Source organism: Pseudomonas fluorescens (assembly GCF_001902145.1).
Classification (GTDB): domain Bacteria; phylum Pseudomonadota; class Gammaproteobacteria; order Pseudomonadales; family Pseudomonadaceae; genus Aquipseudomonas; species Aquipseudomonas fluorescens_BV.
Genome location: NZ_MRST01000023.1, coordinates 248749 through 266876 on the forward strand (window position 1 = coordinate 248749; position 18128 = coordinate 266876).

Here is an 18128-nt window from a genome sequence, read left to right on the forward strand (position 1 = left end):
CCCATGTGTGGACGTTATGCCCTGTTTCGCTGGAACCCTGCCTTTGCTGCCTTGCCCGGCTTCCCCGCCGACCAGCAGGCCCAGTGGAACATCTCCCCCAATGATTCGGTGCTGATCCAGCGCCTGAGCGAGGGCCGACTCACCCTGGCGCGTGCCCGCTGGGGCCTTACACCGCCCTGGCTGACAGACCTGTCGCGCACCCCGGCCCACGCCCGCGCCGAAACCCTGGCCGAACAACCGATGTTTCGTGAAGCCTTCCGCTTGCGCCGTTGCCTGCTGCCTGCCAATGGCTTTTATGAATGGCGCGGCACCCAGCGCAAGCGCCCGTACTGGCTCACGCCGGGGGAGGGCTCCACACTGTTCTTTGCCGCGGTGTGGGAAGCGTATCCGGTGCAGGAGCAGGTGTGGCTGAGCACGGCGGTGGTTACCCAAGCGGCGCAAAGTCAGCGACGGCCATTGATCCTGGACGCGCCAGGGCAGGCCGCCTGGCTCGATCCCGAGACACCGCTGCAGGTGCTGCAGGGCCTGCTGGCGGCTGAGCCTGCCGTGCTGCGCGAGCGGGTGCTGGCCAATATGGTCAACGATCCGAAGCTCAATGGGCCGGAGTGCCTGACCCCGGCATGAGTTTTGCCAGTCGGGTCGCGTTCGGATGTATCTGAAATTCAGCGGTTAAACGTCTGGGGTATCTGGCGCAGATACAAATGACCGCCTACGATACGCGCCATGTTTTCAGGGAGCGTGTTCATGAAGAAGTCATTGGTGGTAAGTGGTTTGGTTGCAGCGATGCTGCTGGCGGGTTGTCAGTCGGTCAATACCACCAGCGGCGGCGCCGTTGGGGTAGAGCGCAAGCAGTACATGTTCAGCATGCTGTCGAGCCAGGAAGTCGACCAGATGTATGCCCAGTCTTATCAGCAGACCCTGGGTGAAGCCAGCAGCAAAGGGGTGCTGGACAAGACCAGCGCCAATGCCAAGCGCGTGCAGGCCATTGCCAAGCGCCTGATCGCCCAGGCTCCGACCTTCCGCGCGGATGCCGCCCAGTGGAACTGGGACGTAAACCTGATCAAAAGCGATGAGATGAACGCCAACTGCGGGCCTGGCGGCAAGATCCTGGTGTACAGCGGCTTGATCGACAACCTCAAGCTCACCGATGACGAGCTGGCTGCCGTGATGGGCCATGAAATCGCCCACGCCCTGCGTGAGCACGGCCGCGAAGCCATGTCCAAGGCTTACGGTATCCAGATGGCCAAGCAGGGCGCCGGGGCAATATTCGGTCTCGGCCAGGACAGCCTGGCACTGGCCGATACCGTGGCCAACTACGGCATGACCTTGCCCAACAGCCGCAGCAATGAAAACGAAGCCGACCTGATCGGCCTGGAACTGGCCGCCCGCGCTGGCTATAACCCGAACGCGGCGATCACGTTGTGGAACAAGATGGCCAAGGCTTCGGAAGGTGCACCACCGGAATTCATGAGCACGCACCCGGCTTCCGACAGCCGCATCGCGTCCTTGCAGGCGGCGATTCCGAAGGTGATGCCGCTCTACCAGCAGGCCAAGAAGTCCTGATTGACGCCGTGTAGGAGCGAGCTTGCTCGCGAAAAACTCACCGGCGCCGCGTTTATTCAGGCAGCACGCGTTATCGTTGACGTTTTTCGCGAGCAAGCTCGCTCCTACAGGCAGTGTTGGGCTTAGATCCAGCCGCTGCTTTGCATGGCCTTGTACACCGCAATAATCGCCAGCACGAAGAACGCCGTAGCCGCCAAGCGACGAATCAAGGTCAGCGGCAGTTTCTCCGCGGCGAAATTCCCCGCCAGCACCACCGGTACGTTGGCAATCAACATGCCCAGGGTGGTACCGATAATCACCAGCCACAGTTCCGGGTATTGCGCCGCCAGCATCACCGTGGCGATCTGGGTCTTGTCACCGATTTCGGCGAGGAAGAACGCAATCAAGGTGGTCAGGAAGGGCCCGAACTTGCGGGTGGTACTGGCTTCGTCATCATCGAGTTTGTCCGGCACCAGGGTCCACAGCGCCGTGGCGCAGAAGCTCGCAGCGAGGATCCAGTGCAGCACCGCATCCGAGAAGAAACTCCCGAACCAGGCCCCCACGGCACCGGCCGCCGCATGGTTGGCCAGGGTCGCGGCGACGATGCCGGCGATGATCGGCCAGGGCTTGCGAAAGCGAGCAGCAAGGATGAGTGCGAGCAGTTGCGTCTTGTCGCCGATTTCGGCCAAGGCAACGATTGCGGTAGGAACGAGCAGTGAATCCAGCATCAGGTAGTTTCCAGGGGCGGGTCGACACGGCTATGACACGTACAGCCTTCCCGCCCCGGGTAAGGTGTGCGTGTCATAGGTCTTGTCAAACCCCGGTCCGTCTGTGCGGACTCCTGGGTCGCATACGCCATGGTCTGCTGACCAAGTATGTTGACGTATGCCGGACGAGCATGGCGCTCGTGGGAGACTACTCCCCTAGGACGCTGCGGATTCTGCCTAGGCAAAATCCATTCGGCAAGCGTTCTTTTTCAAACGTCCGTCAGGGGCGCTTGGCCCGGTAGATGCGAAAACCATTGCCTTCGGCCTTGATTGCGCAGATGCCCAAATGCTCTTCGATCAGTGGCTGGTACTTCAGGAAGCTATTGGCAACCAGGCGAAGTTCGCCACCTTTTGCCAGATGTTTCGCTGCTTTTCGCAGCAGGTTTTCCGTGGCGAAATAATCGGTGTGCACGCCGACATGGAACGGTGGGTTGCTCAAAATCGCGTTCAACCCCATCGGCGCGGCATCGATTCCGTCACCGGTCAGCACCTCGGCTTCCAGGCCGTTCGCTGCCAGCGTCAGGCGACTGCTGGCGGCGGCGAAGGCATCCACGTCCAACATGGTCACCGTGTTGTGCGGGTAGCGGCGTTTGACCGCAGCCCCCAATACCCCGGCGCCGCAACCGAAATCGAGCAGGTTCCCGCTGGGCAGCTTGTCCAAGTGCTCCAGCAACAACTCGGTGCCGCGGTCCAGGCGACCATGGCTGAACACACCTGGCAAGCTCACCACTTTCAGCGGGCCTTCGGCCAGTGGTACTTCGAAGACTTGTGCCAGGCTCTCAAGCTCCACGGCTTGCGGCGCGTTGGCGACGGTGACCTGCCATAACTGGCAGTGCCGTGCGCTATCGAGCTTGCGCGGCTTGCCGAACGGAACCATCTGTTTGGCGGCGCTTTCGATCCCACCCTTTTTCTCGCCCACCAGAAACAGCTCGGCGCCCGGCAGGCGCGCGGCCACGGCGTTGAGCAGGTAGTCGGTGAGGTCTTTGGACTTGGGCAGGAAAATCACCGCCGCATCAAAGGCGCGCTCGGGCACCGTCACGCCAAACTGGCTGCGTTCGGCGAAGCGCGCATCGAGCGCCGCCTGGTCACCGGCATGCCAGCACCAGCCGTGGCCATTGGGCAGGCGCCCAAGCAAATCGTCGGCAGGCAAACCTACGAGCAGCAGGTTGCCTTGAAAAAGTTCGGCCTGGCGAAGCAGTACTTCACTGCGCGGATCCATAGTCTGCTCCTTGAAAAGGGGCGCAGTTTATCAACTGACGACGCGCAGCGGGGCGCCGTTGAAAAAGCCCTGGGCGTTTTCCGTGAGCTGGCCGACGATGCGCTGCCGTGCTTCGCGACTGCCCCAGGCGTTGTGGGGTGTGACGATCAGCCTGGGGATATCGCCGGCCAGCAGCGGGTTACCAGTGACCGGTGGCTCGACGCTCAGCACATCAGTCGCCGCGCCGCCAAGATGACCACTGCGCAGCGCGTCGGCCAAGGCCTGTTCATTGATCAAACCACCGCGTGCGGTGTTGACGATAAACGCGCCGGGTTTGAGCAGCGCCAGTTCACGGGCGCCGATAAAGTCGCGGGTGTGTTCATTGAGTGGGCAATGCAGGGTCAGCGCATCGACCTGGGTCAGCAATTCGTCCAGCGGCACACGGTCGGCGCGGGCAGGGCGCCCAGGTATCGCGCCGAGCACCACGCGCATGCCGAACGCTTCGGCCAGGCGTGCCACGGCACTGCCCAGTTCACCATGGCCGAGCAGGCCGAGGGTTTTGCCTTCCAGTTCGATGATTGGATGGTCCAGCAGGCAAAACTGTTTGGCCTGCTGCCATTTGCCCGCGGCTACATCCTGTTGGTAGTCCTTCAAGCGCGTGGCGAGGTTGAGCAACAGCATGATCGTATGCTGGGCTACCGACGGCGTGCCATAGCCCTGGCAATTGCTCACGGCGATGCCGTGGGCGCGGGCGGCTTGCAGGTCGACGTTGTTGGTGCCGGTGGCCGACACCAGGATCAGCTTGAGCTCGGGGCAGGCCGCCAGGGTTTGGGCTGTGAGCGGGATTTTATTGCTGATGGCGACTTGGGCGCCCTGCAAGCGCTCCCGCACATTTTCTGGCGTGGTCTGTTCAAACAACTGTAACTGGCTGAAGCAGTCACGCAAACCGCTGAGGTCAAGGTCTCCCAGGTCCAGCGAAGGGTGATCAAGGAAGACGGCGCGGCGATTGTTCATGATCAACTGTACCTTTTGCGACGAGGTTCGAAGGCGTAATCTGCCGAGCCTATCAGATGAAATAATCAGTTACTTAATGGAGTGAGCATGTACGTCGCCGAGTTTTTGACCGTAGCCTTGATTCACTTGTTGGCGGTGGCCAGCCCCGGCCCGGATTTTGCCGTGGTGGTGCGTGAGAGTGTGACCCATGGCCGCCGCGCCGGCACATGGACGGCACTGGGCGTCGGTTCGGCGATTTTCCTGCATGTGGGTTACTCGTTGCTGGGTATCGGCTTGATCGTGTCCCAGTCCATCGTGCTGTTCAATGCATTGAAGTGGGCCGCAGCGGCGTACCTGCTGTACATCGGCTTCAAGGCCCTGCGCGCCCAGCCGGCCAAGCCTGCCGCCGAGGGCGAGTTGCACCGTGAAGCGGGCGAGCGCACTCCACGTGGCGCGTTTACCGCAGGCTTTGTGACCAATGGCTTGAACCCCAAGGCCACATTGTTTTTCCTGTCGCTGTTCACCGTAGTGATCAACCCGCACACGCCGCTGGCAGTGCAGGCCGGTTATGGGGTGTACCTGGCTGTGGCGACTGCGTTGTGGTTTTGCCTGGTGGCCATGTTGTTCAGCCAGCAGCGCGTGCGCGCCGGGTTTGCAAAGATGGGTCATTGGTTTGATCGGACCATGGGCGCGGTATTGATTGCCATCGGGGTGAAGCTGGCCTTTACCAGCATGAAATAATCATTTTTCTCAAGTGAGCACAATCCAGATGTGGGTCTCATTAGGTTCTCGGTGATGGCGTAACGCTAGTATTTGCTGGTCCCTGCAAATCATTCCTTTGGCTGATTTGGCTGAAACATAAGCGCTCTACAGTGCAGGCCTTCAAGCCAAGACCGTGCAGTCATTAAAGGGATTCTTATGTTGCAGACCCGTGTTATCCCGCCCGCCGAAGGTGCGTACCAATACCCACTGTTGATCAAGCGTCTGCTGATGTCAGGGACTCGCTACGAGAAAACCCGGGAAATTATCTATCGCGACAAGCTGCGCTACAGCTACCCGACGCTGATCGAGCGCGTCGCCCGCCTGGCCAATGTGCTGACCGAAGCCGGGGTCAAGGCCGGTGACACGGTGGCGGTGATGGACTGGGACAGCCACCGTTACCTGGAGTGTATGTTCGCCATCCCGATGATCGGCGCGGTGATTCACACCATCAACGTGCGCCTGTCGCCAGAACAGATTCTGTACACCATGAACCACGCCGAAGACCGCTTTGTGCTGGTCAACAGTGAGTTCGTGGGGCTCTACCAGGCGATTGCCGGGCAGCTCACCACCGTCGACAAGACCTTGTTGATTACCGATAGTGACACCCACACCGCCGAGCTACCCAACCTGGTGGGTGAGTACGAAACCCTGCTGGCCGCCGCCAGCCCCACCTATGACTTCGAGGATTTCGACGAAAACTCGGTCGCCACCACCTTCTACACCACCGGCACCACCGGCAACCCCAAGGGCGTGTACTTCACCCACCGGCAACTGGTGCTGCACACCATTGGCGTGGCGACCATCATGGGCAGCGTCGACAGCGTGCGGCTGCTGGGCACCAATGATGTATATATGCCGATCACACCGATGTTCCACGTACACGCCTGGGGCTTGCCGTACGTGGCGACCATGCTCGGGCTCAAACAGGTGTACCCCGGCCGCTACGACCCGGAATACCTGGTGGAACTGTGGCGCAAGGAGAAGGTGACGTTCTCCCACTGCGTGCCGACCATCCTGCAGATGGTGCTCAACGCCAAGGCTGCGCAGGACGTGGATTTCGGCGGTTGGAAAATCGTCATCGGCGGCAGCGCCCTCAACCGTTCGCTGTACGAAGCCGCCAAGGCCCGTGGCATTCAACTGACCGCCGCGTATGGCATGTCCGAGACCGGGCCGCTGGTATCCTGCGCTCACCTCAATGATGAGTTGATGGCCGGCAGCGAAGATGAGCGCACCACCTACCGCATCAAGGCTGGTGTGCCGGGCCCGTTGGTCGAGGCGGCAATCATGGACACCGACGGTCGTTTCTTGCCCGCCGATGGCGAAACCCAGGGCGAACTGGTGCTGCGCGCGCCGTGGCTGACCGAGGGCTACTACAAAGAGCCGCACAAGGGCACCGAGCTATGGGCCGGTGGCTGGCTGCACACCGGTGATGTGGCTACGCTGGATGCCTTCGGCGTGATTGATATCCGTGACCGCATCAAGGATGTGATCAAGACCGGCGGCGAATGGATCTCCTCCCTTGCCCTCGAAGACCTGGTCAGCCGTCACCCCGCCGTACGGGAAGTTGCGGTGGTAGGCATTGCCGATCCGCAATGGGGCGAGCGCCCCTTCGCGTTGTTGGTGGTGCGTGAAGGGCATGTGATCGATGCGCGAGAGCTCAAGGAACACCTCAAGCCTTTTGTCGAGTTGGGCCATTTGAGCAAGTGGGCGATCCCGAGCCAGATCGCCGTTGTTACTGAAATTCCCAAGACCAGTGTCGGCAAGCTCGACAAGAAACGTATCCGTGTCGACATCATCGAATGGCAGGCCAACAACAGCACGTTCCTGTCCACGCTCTAAACCCTCTCGCCGCGCCCGTTCGGGCGCGGCAATGCTCTATATCAAGCCTTTACTTGTGATTTGCCGAATTTCAGCCATCCTTCCCGCGTCGACCTTCGTCGGCGTGGCGAAAGGGTTGTGGCAGACAGGTTGGTGATGCAAATCACACTTTAGAGGGATCAAGCACTACCCCCCTCTGGCTATAGTCCCTTTCAGAGTTTTTCGCGGATGTTGCGCTTCGAGCCATGGAGGCTCGGTGGCGATTCGGCATTGGAATCGTTGTATCCCGGCCGTTACATCTGAAGAAAGGGCTCACTGCCATAACAATAAAATATGCACATGGAGTAGCGTCGATGACCTCAGTAAACCAGTTCTGGCGCCGGGCAAGACTGCCCCTGGCCGTCAGCCTCGCTTCTACGCTCGCCGGGCCGGCATTCGGCGTCAGTTTCAACATTGGTGAAATCGAAGGCAGCTTTGACTCGTCGCTTTCCGTGGGGGCGAGCTGGTCCACGGCCAAACCCAATCGTGACCTGATCGGTGCCAACAACGGCGGCAAGGGCCTGTCCCAGACCTCCGATGACGGCCACCTGAACTTCAAGCGCGGCGAGACGTTCTCGAAGATCTTCAAGGGCATCCACGACCTGGAACTGAAGTACGGTGACACCGGTGTGTTTGTGCGTGGCAAGTACTGGTACGACTTCGAACTCAAGGACGAAAGCCGTCTGTTCAAGGACATCAGCGACAACAACCGCAAGGAGGGCGCCAAGTCTTCGGGCGGGCAGATTCTCGACGCGTTCGTCTACCACAACTACTCGATTGCCGACGCGCCGGGTTCCGTGCGTTTTGGTAAGCAGGTCGTGAGCTGGGGCGAAAGTACCTTCATCGGCGGCGGCATCAACTCCATCAACCCGATCGACGTGTCGGCGTTTCGTCGTCCGGGGGCCGAGATCAAGGAAGGCTTGATCCCGGTGAACATGTTCTACGTGTCCCAGTCGCTCACCGACAACCTGTCGGCCGAAGCGTTTTACCAACTGGAATGGGACCAGACCGTCACCGATAACTGCGGCACATTCTTCTCGCAGCCGGACGTGATCTCCGATGGTTGCAGCAATAACCTGCGGGTACTGAACAAGCGTTCCACCATTCCTGCCGCCGCCCTGCCGACTCTGGGTGCCTTGGGTGTGGACGTGAACAGCGAAGGCGTACTGGTGCGCCGTGGGCCGGACCGTGATGCACGCGACAGCGGCCAGTTCGGCGTGGCCATGCGCTACAACTTCGAACCGCTGGATACCGAATTCGGCGCCTACTTCATGAACTACCACAGCCGTGCGCCGATCTTCAGTGCGCAGGGTGCGCCATCGGCGGCCTACACGCGTCCGCTGGGGCCACTGGGAGCCTTGCGGCCGTTGATCGTGGCGGGCAGCTCGAACTACTTCGTCGAGTACCCGGAAGATATCCGCCTCTACGGCCTGAGTTTCTCCACCACCTTGCCTACCGGCACCGCCTGGAGCGGTGAGTTGAGCTACCGTCCGAATGCGCCGGTGCAGTTGAGCACCACTGACATTCTGTTCGCCGGCGTCACGCCGATCCCCGGCTTTGGCAATGCGTCCGTGCTCAAGGGCTCGCCGGGCCAGGACCTGCACGGCTACAACCGCAAGGAAGTCACCCAGTTCCAGACCACCTTCACGCACTTCTTCGACCAGGTCATGGGCGCCAGCCGCCTCACCACCGTCGGTGAAATTGGCGTGACCCATGTGGGTGGCCTGGAAAGCAAATCCCAGGCTCGTTACGGCCGCGACCCGGTGTTTGGCCCAGGCACGCTGCCAGGTGGGTTCTGCAACGCCCTCAACAACTCCACCGCCAACGGCGCCGGCTTGCCTAACGCTGCTGGCCTGAACACCAATTGCAATAACGACGGCTATACCACCGCAACGTCCTGGGGCTACCGCGCCCGTGCAATCTGGGAATACCCGGACGTGTTCGCGGGCGTGAACCTCAAGCCCAACGTGGCCTGGTCCCATGACGTCAAAGGTTACTCGCCAGGCCCTGGCGGCAACTTTGAAGAAGGTCGCAAGGCGGTCAGCCTGGGCCTGGATGCCGAATACCAGAACACCTACACCGCGAGCCTGGCGTACACCAACTTCTTTGGTGGCAAATTCAGCACCGTGGATGACCGCGACTTTGTCGCCTTGAGCTTCGGCGCCAACTTCTAAGCACACTCTTTTCAAGTGGCATGTATTCAGGAAGACCAGAGCATGAAAATAACAAAAAGTCTGTTGCACGTGGGTGTGCTTGGGCTGTCGATCCTGGCGAGTAACGTCATGGCGGCAGTCTCGGCAGATGAAGCCGCCAAGCTCGGCACGACCCTGACCCCGATGGGTGCCGAGATGGCCGGTAACGCGGCCGGCACCATTCCAAAATGGTCGCCATTGCCGACCAATGCAGGCGCGGTAGACGCTCGTGGTTTCCTCGCCAACCCGTATGCCAGCGAGCAACCGCAGTTCACCATTACCGCGCAGAACGTCGAGCAGTACAAAGACAAGCTGGCCCCCGGGCAATACGCAATGTTCAAGCGTTACCCGGACAGCTTCAAGATGCCGGTGTACCCGACCCATCGCGGCGCCACCGTGCCGGCCGAGGTGTTTGCCTCGATCAAGAAAAACGCCACCACCACCAACCTGGTGTCCGGCGGCAACGGCCTGGAAAACTTCGAAACCGCCATCCCGTTCCCGATTCCCAAGAGCGGCGTCGAGGTTATCTGGAACCACATCACCCGTTATCGCGGCGGCAGCGTGACCCGTCTGGTCACCCAGGCCACCCCGCAAACCAACGGTTCCTACAGCCTGGTGTATTTCCGCGACCAGTTCGTGTTCCGCGACAAGATGAAGGACTTCGATCCGAAAAACCCAGGCAACGTGCTGTTCTACTTCAAGCAGCAGGTTACTGCGCCAGCGCGCCTGGCCGGTGGTGTACTGCTGGTGCACGAAACCCTGGACCAGGTCAAAGAGCCGCGTTCGGCCTGGGTCTACAACGCCGGTCAGCGCCGCGTGCGTCGGGCACCGCAAGTGTCCTATGACGGGCCGGGTACTGCCGCCGATGGCCTGCGCACCTCCGACAACCTTGATATGTACAACGGTGCACCGGACCGCTACGACTGGAAGCTGGAAGGCAAGAAAGAAATCTACATCGCCTCCAACAGCTACAAGGTCGACGATCCCAAGCTCAAGTACGCCGAGATCATCAAGGCTGGCCACATCAACCAGGACCTGGCTCGCTACGAGCTGCGCCGTGTCTGGCACGTGGTCGCCACCTTGAAGGAAGGCCAGCGCCACATCTACGCCAAGCGTGACTTCTACATCGACGAAGACACCTGGCAAGCAGCGGTGATCGACCACTACGACGGTCGCGGCCAACTGTGGCGCGTCGCCGAGGCCCATGCCGAGAACTACTACGACAAGCAGGTGCCGTGGTACGCCCTGGAAACCCTCTACGACCTGCAGTCCGGCCGCTACCTGGCTCTGGGCATGAAGAACGAAGAGAAGCAGGCCTATGACTTCGGCTTCACCGCCAGCACCAGCGACTTCACCCCAGCGGCCCTGCGCCAGGATGGTGTTCGCTAACCTCTGCTGATGATCGCTCCCACGCAGAGCCTGGGAACGATTAGCACCAGTAGGAGCGAGCTTGCTCGCGAAGGTCGCCAACGATAACGCGCCCATCCTCAATGGGCGCGTTGTTTTTGAGTGCTTCGCGAGCAAGCTCGCTCCTACTTCTTGCTTGGCGGCTGGACGGGATATTTCTTGTCGCAGTTCTTTTTCAGCCATTTGTTGCAAAGATCTACAATCCCGCCGCTTTTACCGCTAGTCTGCGGACATCTGCAATGCCGACAACAGCCTTCTACAAGAGCCCGGCGATGACTGATCTGTCCCGAACCCATGGGCCTGCCAGTGTGGTGATGCCGACCCTGGAAGGCCGCTTCTACCGGCCCCCGCTGCCTGACGGCTACGTGCTGCGCCCGCGCCTGTGCGAACGGCTGAATGCGGGCCTTGATGGGCGACTGTTGCTGGTCAGCGCGCCCGCGGGGTTCGGCAAGAGTTCGTTGGCGGTGGAGTTTTGCCAGGGCTTGCCAGCCCAGTGGCAAAGCCTGTGGTTGGGCCTGAGCCCTCGGGACAGCGACCCCGGCCGTTTCCTGGAGCGGCTGCTCGACGGCTTGCAACAGTATTTCCCGCAACTCGGCGCCCAATCCCTGGGTCTGCTGAAAATGCGCCAGCGTCACCAACCCTTTGCCTTCGAAGAATGGCTCGATGGCCTGCTCGACGAACTGGCAGTGCACCTGTCTGCACGCTCGCCGTTATTGCTGGTGCTGGATGACTATCACCTGGCCCAAGGCCCGGTGCTGGATCGCTGCCTGCAGTTTTTTCTCAATCATTTGCCTGATGGCCTGGTGGTGCTGGTCACCAGCCGGCAGCGTCCGGACTGGCACCTGGCACGCCTGCGCCTGTCGCGGCACCTGTTGGAACTGCATGAGCAAGACCTGCGCCTGACCCACGACGAATCCCTGGCGGTGCTGGATGGACACGGCAATGCATTGCGCGGCGAGGCGTTGGAAAACCTGATCCGCCGTAGCGAGGGCTGGGTCGCCGGCCTGCGTTTCTGGTTGTTGGCGGCCTCCGAAGCCGGCAGTGAGGGCGCCTTGCCCCAAAGCCTGCACGGTGGCGAAGGGCTGATTCGCGATTACCTGCTCGAAGAAGTCATCGACTGCCTGCCCGCAGAAGTGCAAGCGTTCCTGTATGACACCGCACCGCAGGAGCGCTTTTGCAGCGAATTATGCGACGCCGTCCGCGAGGCCCATGACAGCGCAGAAATCCTGCGCTATTTGCAGGCTCATCAAGTGTTCCTGGTGCCTTTGGATGAGCAAGGCCATTGGTACCGCTACCACCATTTGTTCTCCGACCTGCTGCGCACCCGCCGCGAGAAAAGCGCCACCTTGCCGCCGGCCAGCTTGCACTTGCGTGCCTGTCGCTGGTTTAACGCCCAGGGCTTGATCGACGAGGCTGTGGAGCAGGCGCTGCGGGCCGGGCATCTGGATGTGGCGGCGAACCTGGTGCAGAACCTGTCCGAAGAGCAACTGCTGGCAGAGCAGAATGTGGGCATGCTGTTGCGTTGGAAGATGGATTTGCCCGACAGCCTGCTGATCAGCACGCCACGTTTGATCGTGCTGTACAGCTGGGCGTTGGGGCTGGCGTGCCAATTGGATGCGGCACAGGAGCTGTCCAGCTACCTCAGCCGTTTCCTGCCGGCGCCATCGGCCACCGCGCAAAAATCCATGTTGGCCCAATGGTTGGCGTTGAGCGGGATCATCGCCCGTGGGCGCGGGGACCGTGAGCTGACCCAGCGCTACTGCAACGAAGCGTTGGAAAGCTTGCCGCAAAAGCGTTACGGCCAGCGCCTGATGTGCCTCTCGACCCTGTCCAACCTGGCGATCGTCGATGCCGACCTGTGGCGCGCCCGTGGCCTGAACCGCGAATCGTTGGAACTGGCGCAGCGCGTCGGTAACCCCTTGTTTGAAGCCTTGGCCCATTACGACCGGGCGCGGGTGCTGCAGGCGCGGGGGGAGATCCTGCGTTCCCTGGAAGAAGTTCGCCAGGGCCTGGAGCGCTTACATGGGCTTGCTTCCCAGCGCCTGTATGCCGTGCGCGCACGGCTGTCGCTGTACGAAGGTTACCTGCTGCTGGTGCGTTACCAGCCCGAAGCCGGCCTTGCGCGTTTGCGCGCCGGCCTGGCCGAGGCCCGTGCCTGCCGCGATATCAGCGTGCTGATCGGGCACTGTGTCATCGCCAGCTTCGAAGGGCGGCGTGGGGAGTTTGCCAATGCCTTTGCCGAACTGGCCGAGGCCGAACGCTTGATGCACATCTGGGATGTGCCGCCGATCTATTACCTGGCGATGATCACCCTGATCAAATGCGAGCTGTGGTTGGCCCAAGGGCGCACTGACCTGGCCGACGCCTGGCTGGCCCGCCTGGGGCAGACCTACAACGGCGAGCACGCCGCGGCCGCCCCCGAGTTTCATCCGCACCTGCCGCAACATATCGAGCTGCAACAAGCCGCACTCGATGCCACCCGCCATCAACCCGACAGCGCGCTGCAACGCCTGGAAGCGTTGGCCCAGCAGGCCCATGACAGTGGGCGCCAGATGATTGCCCTGATGGCGCTGGTCCAGCAGGTGCAGTTGCTTCTGGATAATGGCCAGGAGGCCAAGGCCAGGCCGGTATTCGCCCGTGCCCTGGAAGCAGGTTCGGGCGGTGCGTTGCAGCCGTTTCAACGGTTGTTGGAGGCTTACCCGCAGTGGATGCGCGAGCAGTTGGGCAAGGACTCCCATGGGTTGCTCAACCAGAGCTTGCTGGCGCTGCTGCCCCAGGCCAGTGCGGCTGAGGCCGCGCCTCATCACGAAACCCTCAGCACCCGGGAACTGGCAGTGTTGCAACTGATTGCCCAGGGTTGTTCAAACCAGGAAATCAGCAACCAGCTGTTCATCTCCCTGCACACGGTGAAGACCCACGCCAGCCACATCAACAGCAAGCTCGGCGTGGAGCGTCGTACCCAGGCAGTGGCGCGGGCCAAGTCCATGGGCTTGTTGGCCTGAGCCCAGGGTTCAAGGCGTGGTCGGGCAGCCTTTGAGTGACGTGTCAACGGTTTGATTGATCAGCGCCGCGAAACGCTTGAGGTTGTTCTGGTGCGCCACCACCAGGTCGTCGATGCTCGGCCCGGCGGGTGACTGCAAGGTGGTGCGGCAAGTCAAGGCTGGGCGATCGCCATTGACTTGTCTCAGGCGCCAGCGCACGTCGAGCAACGCGTACTGCCCCGGTACCGAATCAAAACGCTGCACGTCCACGCGTAAAGCCACGGCTTGCCGGGCATTGCTATTGGCCAACTGATCCACCAAGGCGCTCCTCAGCTCATCGGCAAGGGTGGCGGCCCACCACTGGGTTTCAAGAATCGCCAGGCCGCTGTTGCCCTGGCGGATCACTATCTGCGCGCGGTCGACCTGAGGCGGCACGCTGATGCTCTCAATGCGTACACCGCCGGCCTCTGCTCGCGTACTCGGGCTCAAGTGCGCCGGGGTCAGGGTATGAAAAGCGATGGGTTCACTGCGACAGGCACCGAGCAGCAGCAGGGCGCTCAGCAACGTGATCTTCAACGGCAATGTCATGGCGGCTCCAATGGTCATTTGCGGGGTGGCCCTTGCAGGTCCGTCGGTGCGGCGTTATCGGGGCGGCCGCGAATCAGCGACTCCGGATGCCGGCCCAGGTAATCCGAAAGCTCGCGCAGGGAGCGCGACATGCGTCCCAACTCGTCGAGCGTCTGGGTCAGTTGTTCACGCTGCGGCGAGTCTTCGGCCAGGGTTGAACTGGCCGATTGCAGGGTCTTGCTCACGTCGGCCAAGGTCGTCTGTACACCCGGCAGTGTCTTGGCGTTGAATTGCGCCAGGCCTTTGCGCAGTTCGACCAGGCTGGCGTCGAGGTTGCCTGCAATGCGCTCGACAGGCAGTTGGCTGATCTTGTTGACGATGCCTTCGAACTTCTCTTGCAGTTGTTCCAGGTTGCCCGGGATCGTGGGGATGCCCACGGGGCGCTGGTTCGGGTCGAACGCGACTTTCTCGGCCTTGGGGTAGAAGTCCAGGGCGATGTAGAGCTGGCCGGTCAGCAAGTTACCGCTGCGAGCCTGGGCGCGCAGGCCGTTTTCAATGAACGTGCCGATCAAGCGTACGCCGGCCGCCTCATCGTCAGGGTTATTGTTCATGGCCTTGAGCAGCTTGGTGTGGGCCTCCCCGAGCAGTTGCGGGTAGATCACGATGCCGACATTGACCGGGAAGGTACGTTTCTTCGCATCGAAATCCAGGTTGATCGATACAACCCTGCCGAACTCGACGCCGAGGAACTCCACCGGTGCGTCGACTTTCAGCCCGCGCAGGGCCTGATCGAAGCGCAGGACCATGTATTGCCCCCTGCCATTGGGTGGGGCGAGGGCGCTTTGCTGGTCTTCGAACAATTCAAAGCTGCGACTTTCTTCGGCCGGTTTGTCATTGGGGTTGTAGGGCGGCGCCTGGAAGGCGATGCCGCCCATCAACATGGACGACAAGGATTCGGTTTTCAGCGCGAAGCCATTGGCGCCGACGCTCAAATCGACGCCGCTGGCATTCCAGAAACGCGTGTTTTCGGTGATGTACACATCATTGGGCGCGTGCACGAAGATTTCGACATTCACGCCCTTGCCCTCGTTGTCCAGCTCATAGGCCACCACCTGGCCCACCGGGATTTTCCGGTAATAGACCGGCGAGCCGATGTCCAGGGAACCCAAGGCCTGGGTGTGCAGGGTGAAGCGCTTGCCGGGCTCGCCGTAAGTGATGGGCGGTGGGTTTTCCAAGCCGGTGAAGTGCTTGGCGCGAGTCTCGGACTGGCCGATGTCTGCGCCGATATAGTCGCCGGACAACAACGTGTCGATGCCCGACACGCCGCCTGCGCCGATGCGCGGGCGCACCACCCAGAATTTCGAATCTTCGCGGGTGAAACTTTCGGCCTGTTTGACCAGCTCGACGGTGGCATTGACGCTTTTCTGGTCATCACTCAGGGCCACGGCGGTTACCTGGCCGATCACCACGTTGCGGTATTTGACCTCGGTTTTGTTGGCAACCAGCCCGCTGCCGGTCTTGAAGTTGAGGACGATGGTCGGCCCTTGTTGCATGACGCTGTGAATCACCAGCGAGATCCCCACCAGCACAGCGACAATCGGCACGATCCAGACCAGCGAAACGCTGAAACGACGCGTCTTGATCACGGGTTGCCCCGCAGGGGTGTCAGCCTTGGATGAGCTCATCCGAGGTCTCCTCGTTATGTGGGTTTTCCCAGATTAGCCGGGGATCAAAACTCATGGCCGCGAGCATCGTAAACACGACCACCAGGCCAAAAAACAGAATGCCCAGGCGCGGTTCGATTGTGCCCAAAGCTTGAAACTTCACCAGCGCGGCCACCAGGGCGACCACGATGACGTCGAGCATCGACCAATAGCCGATCAGTTCGATAAACCGAAACAGCTTCGAACGCTCCTTGCGCGCCCACAGGCTATTGCGCTGCACAGTGACCAGCAGCAGCCCCAGTGACAAGAACTTGATGCCCGGCACGGCAATGCTGGCGATGAAAATGATCAGCGCAATGTCCCAGGCGCCATGCTGCCAGAACTCCAGCACGCCACTCATGATGGTGCTGTCTGCGCCCGAGCCGAGCATGGTGGTGTTCATCACCGGCAGTAAATTGGCCGGGACATAAAAGGCGAGGGCGGTGAGCATGTAGGCCCAGGTTCGGGTCAGGGACTGTACCTTGCGCCGGTGCAGCGCGGCGCCGCAGCGCTCGCACTCGGTGGGCTCGAGGCGCATGTCGCAGGGCTGGCCGCAGGTGTGGCACAGGCACAGGTTCAGCTCGCGGGCGGTGGGCGGTGAATTCATACGGTGTCCCACAGGTCGCGCACATCGCGCCCGGCAATGCGGATCAGCAACAGGCTCAGGGCGGCCAAGGCAAACAGGCCGGTGCCAGGGATCACGTCCAGCATGCCGGCCAGCTTGAACACCGCGACCATCGCGCCCAGCAGGCACACCTCCAGCATGCTCCAGGGCCGGAGTGCTTCGAGCCAGCGCATGCACAGCTTGAACGCCGGCGAGCGCCTGCCGGCCAAGGCGAAACTCAGCACCCAGATCAGCAACAGCAGCTGAAACACCGGCGCGATAATGATGGAAATCGCCGCTACCAAGGCAATGAACGTGATCGGCCCCAGGCTCAATGCAACGACTGAATCCCAGAGCGTCGCGCTGTTTTTCAAGCCCTGCAGGCTGATGCTCATCACCGGATAAAAGTTGGCAAAGGTCCACAGCACTGCGGCGGTCACCGTCAAGGCGAGGCGTTGCTGCACCGACAGGCCGTTATAGCGCTGCAGCACGCCAGAACAACGCACACACAGGGCTTTTTGATGTTTGGCGAGCGTGACTTTCTCGTACACGCAGTCGCAGTGTTCGCAGATGATCTGTTGATTCGCCATGGGTATTGCTCCAAATGCGACTGACTGCAGCGGTGGGCTTCAATGGCGCTTGTGTAGCTTAGCAGCGGATAGACTGCGCAATCGACTCCTTCCAGAGCAGGGGCAAGCTACACCATACTGCACTTGGAACGCGCCAGAGAGCTTGCAGGACACCCATGACTATTGAAAAACAACCGTTGATTCGCGAAACCTTTCCCGTCGGCCCGTTGCAGTGCAACTGCACCATCATTGGCGACCCGATCTCTAAAAAAGCCATCGTAGTCGACCCCGGCGGCAATCACGAGTTGATCCTGGCGCGCCTTGATGCGCTGGGGCTCAAGGTGGTGAGCATTATCCACACCCATGCTCACCTCGATCATTTCCTGGCCTCCGGCCAATTGAAAGAAAAGACCGGCGCCACGCTGCATCTGCACAAAGATGATCAATTTCTATGGGACAACCTGGAAATGCAATGCCAGATGTTTCGCGTGCCCTACGTCCCGGTGCCGTCGCCGGATCGCTGGCTGGAGCATGACGAAGAACTGGCCTGCGGCTGTGGCGTAGCGTTGCACACCCCAGGGCATACGCCGGGCTCGATGAGTTTCTGGTTTGCCGACGCCAAGCTATTGATCGCCGGCGATACCTTGTTTCGTCGCGGCGTAGGGCGTACGGACTTATGGGGCGGCGACCAGGCGACGATTGTGCGGTCGATCAAGCAGCGCCTGTATACGCTGGACGAAGGCGCGACGGTGGTTACTGGGCATGGGCCGGATACGTTGCTGGGCGATGAGATGCGGGAGAATCCTTTCGTGCGTGCCTGATGGTTGTCGGCTCTGATACAAGCCGGTACAGACACGCAGACACAGGCCCGAGTCAAAGACAGCTATGCTTTACGCACCCCTCCACGGAATTTTTGCCGTTTGTCGCGTTCCAAACTCGGCACAGGTCCATTGCCAATGTCCTCTGCATCACAGAATGCAAAAGTA

General features: G+C 61.0%; 15 protein-coding genes and 1 riboswitch. Of the genes, 8 read left to right on the top strand and 7 right to left on the bottom strand.

Translation table 11 applies throughout. The features are described from left to right. Positions 1-3: 3 nt before the first annotated feature. Positions 4-624, top strand: a complete 621-nt coding sequence (locus BUE92_RS12975; RefSeq protein ID WP_073524083.1) for an SOS response-associated peptidase — start codon at positions 4-6, stop codon at positions 622-624. Positions 625-744: 120 nt separating this feature from the next. Continuing rightward, complete coding sequence (locus BUE92_RS12980; RefSeq protein ID WP_014716953.1) at positions 745-1563, top strand: M48 family metallopeptidase; 819 nt, start codon at positions 745-747, stop codon at positions 1561-1563. A gap of 122 nt (positions 1564-1685) precedes the next feature. Here BUE92_RS12980 and BUE92_RS12985 read toward each other — a convergent pair whose 3' ends face one another. The 3 genes from BUE92_RS12985 to BUE92_RS12995 form a co-directional block, all read right to left on the bottom strand. Continuing rightward, positions 1686-2270 carry a TMEM165/GDT1 family protein gene (locus tag BUE92_RS12985; RefSeq protein WP_054897011.1) on the bottom strand — a complete coding sequence of 195 codons (585 nt, stop codon included), beginning with the start codon at positions 2268-2270 and terminating at the stop codon, positions 1686-1688. A gap of 87 nt (positions 2271-2357) precedes the next feature. After that, positions 2358-2479: riboswitch (yybP-ykoY riboswitch) on the bottom strand. Positions 2480-2529: 50 nt separating this feature from the next. Then, positions 2530-3528, bottom strand: a complete 999-nt coding sequence (locus BUE92_RS12990) for a class I SAM-dependent methyltransferase (RefSeq protein WP_073524085.1) — start codon at positions 3526-3528, stop codon at positions 2530-2532. Between the two features lie 30 nt (positions 3529-3558). Continuing rightward, on the bottom strand, positions 3559-4521 hold the full coding sequence (locus tag BUE92_RS12995) for a 2-hydroxyacid dehydrogenase (RefSeq protein ID WP_371915186.1): 963 nt from the start codon (positions 4519-4521) through the stop codon (positions 3559-3561). 87 nt (positions 4522-4608) lie between these two features. On the opposite strand from BUE92_RS12995, the gene BUE92_RS13000 reads away from it, so the two are divergent. The 5 genes from BUE92_RS13000 (at position 4609) to BUE92_RS13020 (ending at position 13720) form a co-directional block, all read left to right on the top strand. Further along, on the top strand, positions 4609-5241 hold the full coding sequence (locus tag BUE92_RS13000; protein ID WP_014716957.1) for a LysE family translocator: 633 nt from the start codon (positions 4609-4611) through the stop codon (positions 5239-5241). Positions 5242-5418: 177 nt separating this feature from the next. Then, a complete protein-coding gene (locus tag BUE92_RS13005; RefSeq protein WP_073524087.1) occupies positions 5419-7101 on the top strand; it encodes a fatty acid--CoA ligase in 1683 nt (560 codons plus the stop codon). Positions 7102-7433: 332 nt separating this feature from the next. Then, complete coding sequence (locus BUE92_RS13010; protein WP_073524089.1) at positions 7434-9293, top strand: DUF1302 domain-containing protein; 1860 nt, start codon at positions 7434-7436, stop codon at positions 9291-9293. Between the two features lie 42 nt (positions 9294-9335). Next, complete coding sequence (locus BUE92_RS13015; RefSeq protein WP_073524091.1) at positions 9336-10700, top strand: DUF1329 domain-containing protein; 1365 nt, start codon at positions 9336-9338, stop codon at positions 10698-10700. A gap of 290 nt (positions 10701-10990) precedes the next feature. After that, on the top strand, positions 10991-13720 hold the full coding sequence (locus BUE92_RS13020; protein WP_073524094.1) for a LuxR C-terminal-related transcriptional regulator: 2730 nt from the start codon (positions 10991-10993) through the stop codon (positions 13718-13720). A 9-nt stretch (positions 13721-13729) separates the two neighbouring features. Here BUE92_RS13020 and BUE92_RS13025 read toward each other — a convergent pair whose 3' ends face one another. The 4 genes from BUE92_RS13025 to BUE92_RS13040 are packed head-to-tail and all read right to left on the bottom strand — an operon-like array spanning position 13730 to position 17163. After that, a complete protein-coding gene (locus BUE92_RS13025; RefSeq protein WP_073524096.1) occupies positions 13730-14287 on the bottom strand; it encodes a PqiC family protein in 558 nt (185 codons plus the stop codon). Between the two features lie 14 nt (positions 14288-14301). Further along, complete coding sequence (locus tag BUE92_RS13030; RefSeq protein ID WP_073524099.1) at positions 14302-15951, bottom strand: PqiB family protein; 1650 nt, start codon at positions 15949-15951, stop codon at positions 14302-14304. Continuing rightward, positions 15932-16576 (bottom strand): paraquat-inducible protein A, encoded by a 645-nt coding sequence (locus BUE92_RS13035; protein ID WP_073524102.1) that lies wholly within the window; start codon positions 16574-16576, stop codon positions 15932-15934. Before BUE92_RS13035 ends, BUE92_RS13030 begins: the two co-directional genes overlap by 20 nt. Beyond that, positions 16573-17163: a paraquat-inducible protein A gene (locus BUE92_RS13040; protein ID WP_014716964.1), complete on the bottom strand. Its 591-nt coding sequence runs from the start codon at positions 17161-17163 to the stop codon at positions 16573-16575. Before BUE92_RS13040 ends, BUE92_RS13035 begins: the two co-directional genes overlap by 4 nt. A gap of 155 nt (positions 17164-17318) precedes the next feature. Between BUE92_RS13040 and BUE92_RS13045 the strand changes: the two genes are divergently transcribed. Next, a complete protein-coding gene (locus BUE92_RS13045) occupies positions 17319-17963 on the top strand; it encodes an MBL fold metallo-hydrolase (RefSeq protein ID WP_073524104.1) in 645 nt (214 codons plus the stop codon). Positions 17964-18128: the final 165 nt, after the last annotated feature.

Excerpts from the sequence above, each read along its gene's own strand:
- BUE92_RS12975 (WP_073524083.1), top strand. The coding sequence starts at position 4 with ATGTGTGGACGTTATGCCCTGTTTCGCTGGAACCCTGCCTTTGCTGCC.
- BUE92_RS12980 (WP_014716953.1), top strand. The coding sequence starts at position 745 with ATGAAGAAGTCATTGGTGGTAAGTGGTTTGGTTGCAGCGATGCTGCTG.
- BUE92_RS12985 (WP_054897011.1), bottom strand. The coding sequence starts at position 2,270 with ATGCTGGATTCACTGCTCGTTCCTACCGCAATCGTTGCCTTGGCCGAA.
- BUE92_RS12990 (WP_073524085.1), bottom strand. The coding sequence starts at position 3,528 with ATGGATCCGCGCAGTGAAGTACTGCTTCGCCAGGCCGAACTTTTTCAA.
- BUE92_RS12995 (WP_371915186.1), bottom strand. The coding sequence starts at position 4,521 with ATGAACAATCGCCGCGCCGTCTTCCTTGATCACCCTTCGCTGGACCTG.
- BUE92_RS13000 (WP_014716957.1), top strand. The coding sequence starts at position 4,609 with ATGTACGTCGCCGAGTTTTTGACCGTAGCCTTGATTCACTTGTTGGCG.
- BUE92_RS13005 (WP_073524087.1), top strand. The coding sequence starts at position 5,419 with ATGTTGCAGACCCGTGTTATCCCGCCCGCCGAAGGTGCGTACCAATAC.
- BUE92_RS13010 (WP_073524089.1), top strand. The coding sequence starts at position 7,434 with ATGACCTCAGTAAACCAGTTCTGGCGCCGGGCAAGACTGCCCCTGGCC.
- BUE92_RS13015 (WP_073524091.1), top strand. The coding sequence starts at position 9,336 with ATGAAAATAACAAAAAGTCTGTTGCACGTGGGTGTGCTTGGGCTGTCG.
- BUE92_RS13020 (WP_073524094.1), top strand. The coding sequence starts at position 10,991 with ATGACTGATCTGTCCCGAACCCATGGGCCTGCCAGTGTGGTGATGCCG.
- BUE92_RS13025 (WP_073524096.1), bottom strand. The coding sequence starts at position 14,287 with ATGACATTGCCGTTGAAGATCACGTTGCTGAGCGCCCTGCTGCTGCTC.
- BUE92_RS13030 (WP_073524099.1), bottom strand. The coding sequence starts at position 15,951 with ATGAGCTCATCCAAGGCTGACACCCCTGCGGGGCAACCCGTGATCAAG.
- BUE92_RS13035 (WP_073524102.1), bottom strand. The coding sequence starts at position 16,576 with ATGAATTCACCGCCCACCGCCCGCGAGCTGAACCTGTGCCTGTGCCAC.
- BUE92_RS13040 (WP_014716964.1), bottom strand. The coding sequence starts at position 17,163 with ATGGCGAATCAACAGATCATCTGCGAACACTGCGACTGCGTGTACGAG.
- BUE92_RS13045 (WP_073524104.1), top strand. The coding sequence starts at position 17,319 with ATGACTATTGAAAAACAACCGTTGATTCGCGAAACCTTTCCCGTCGGC.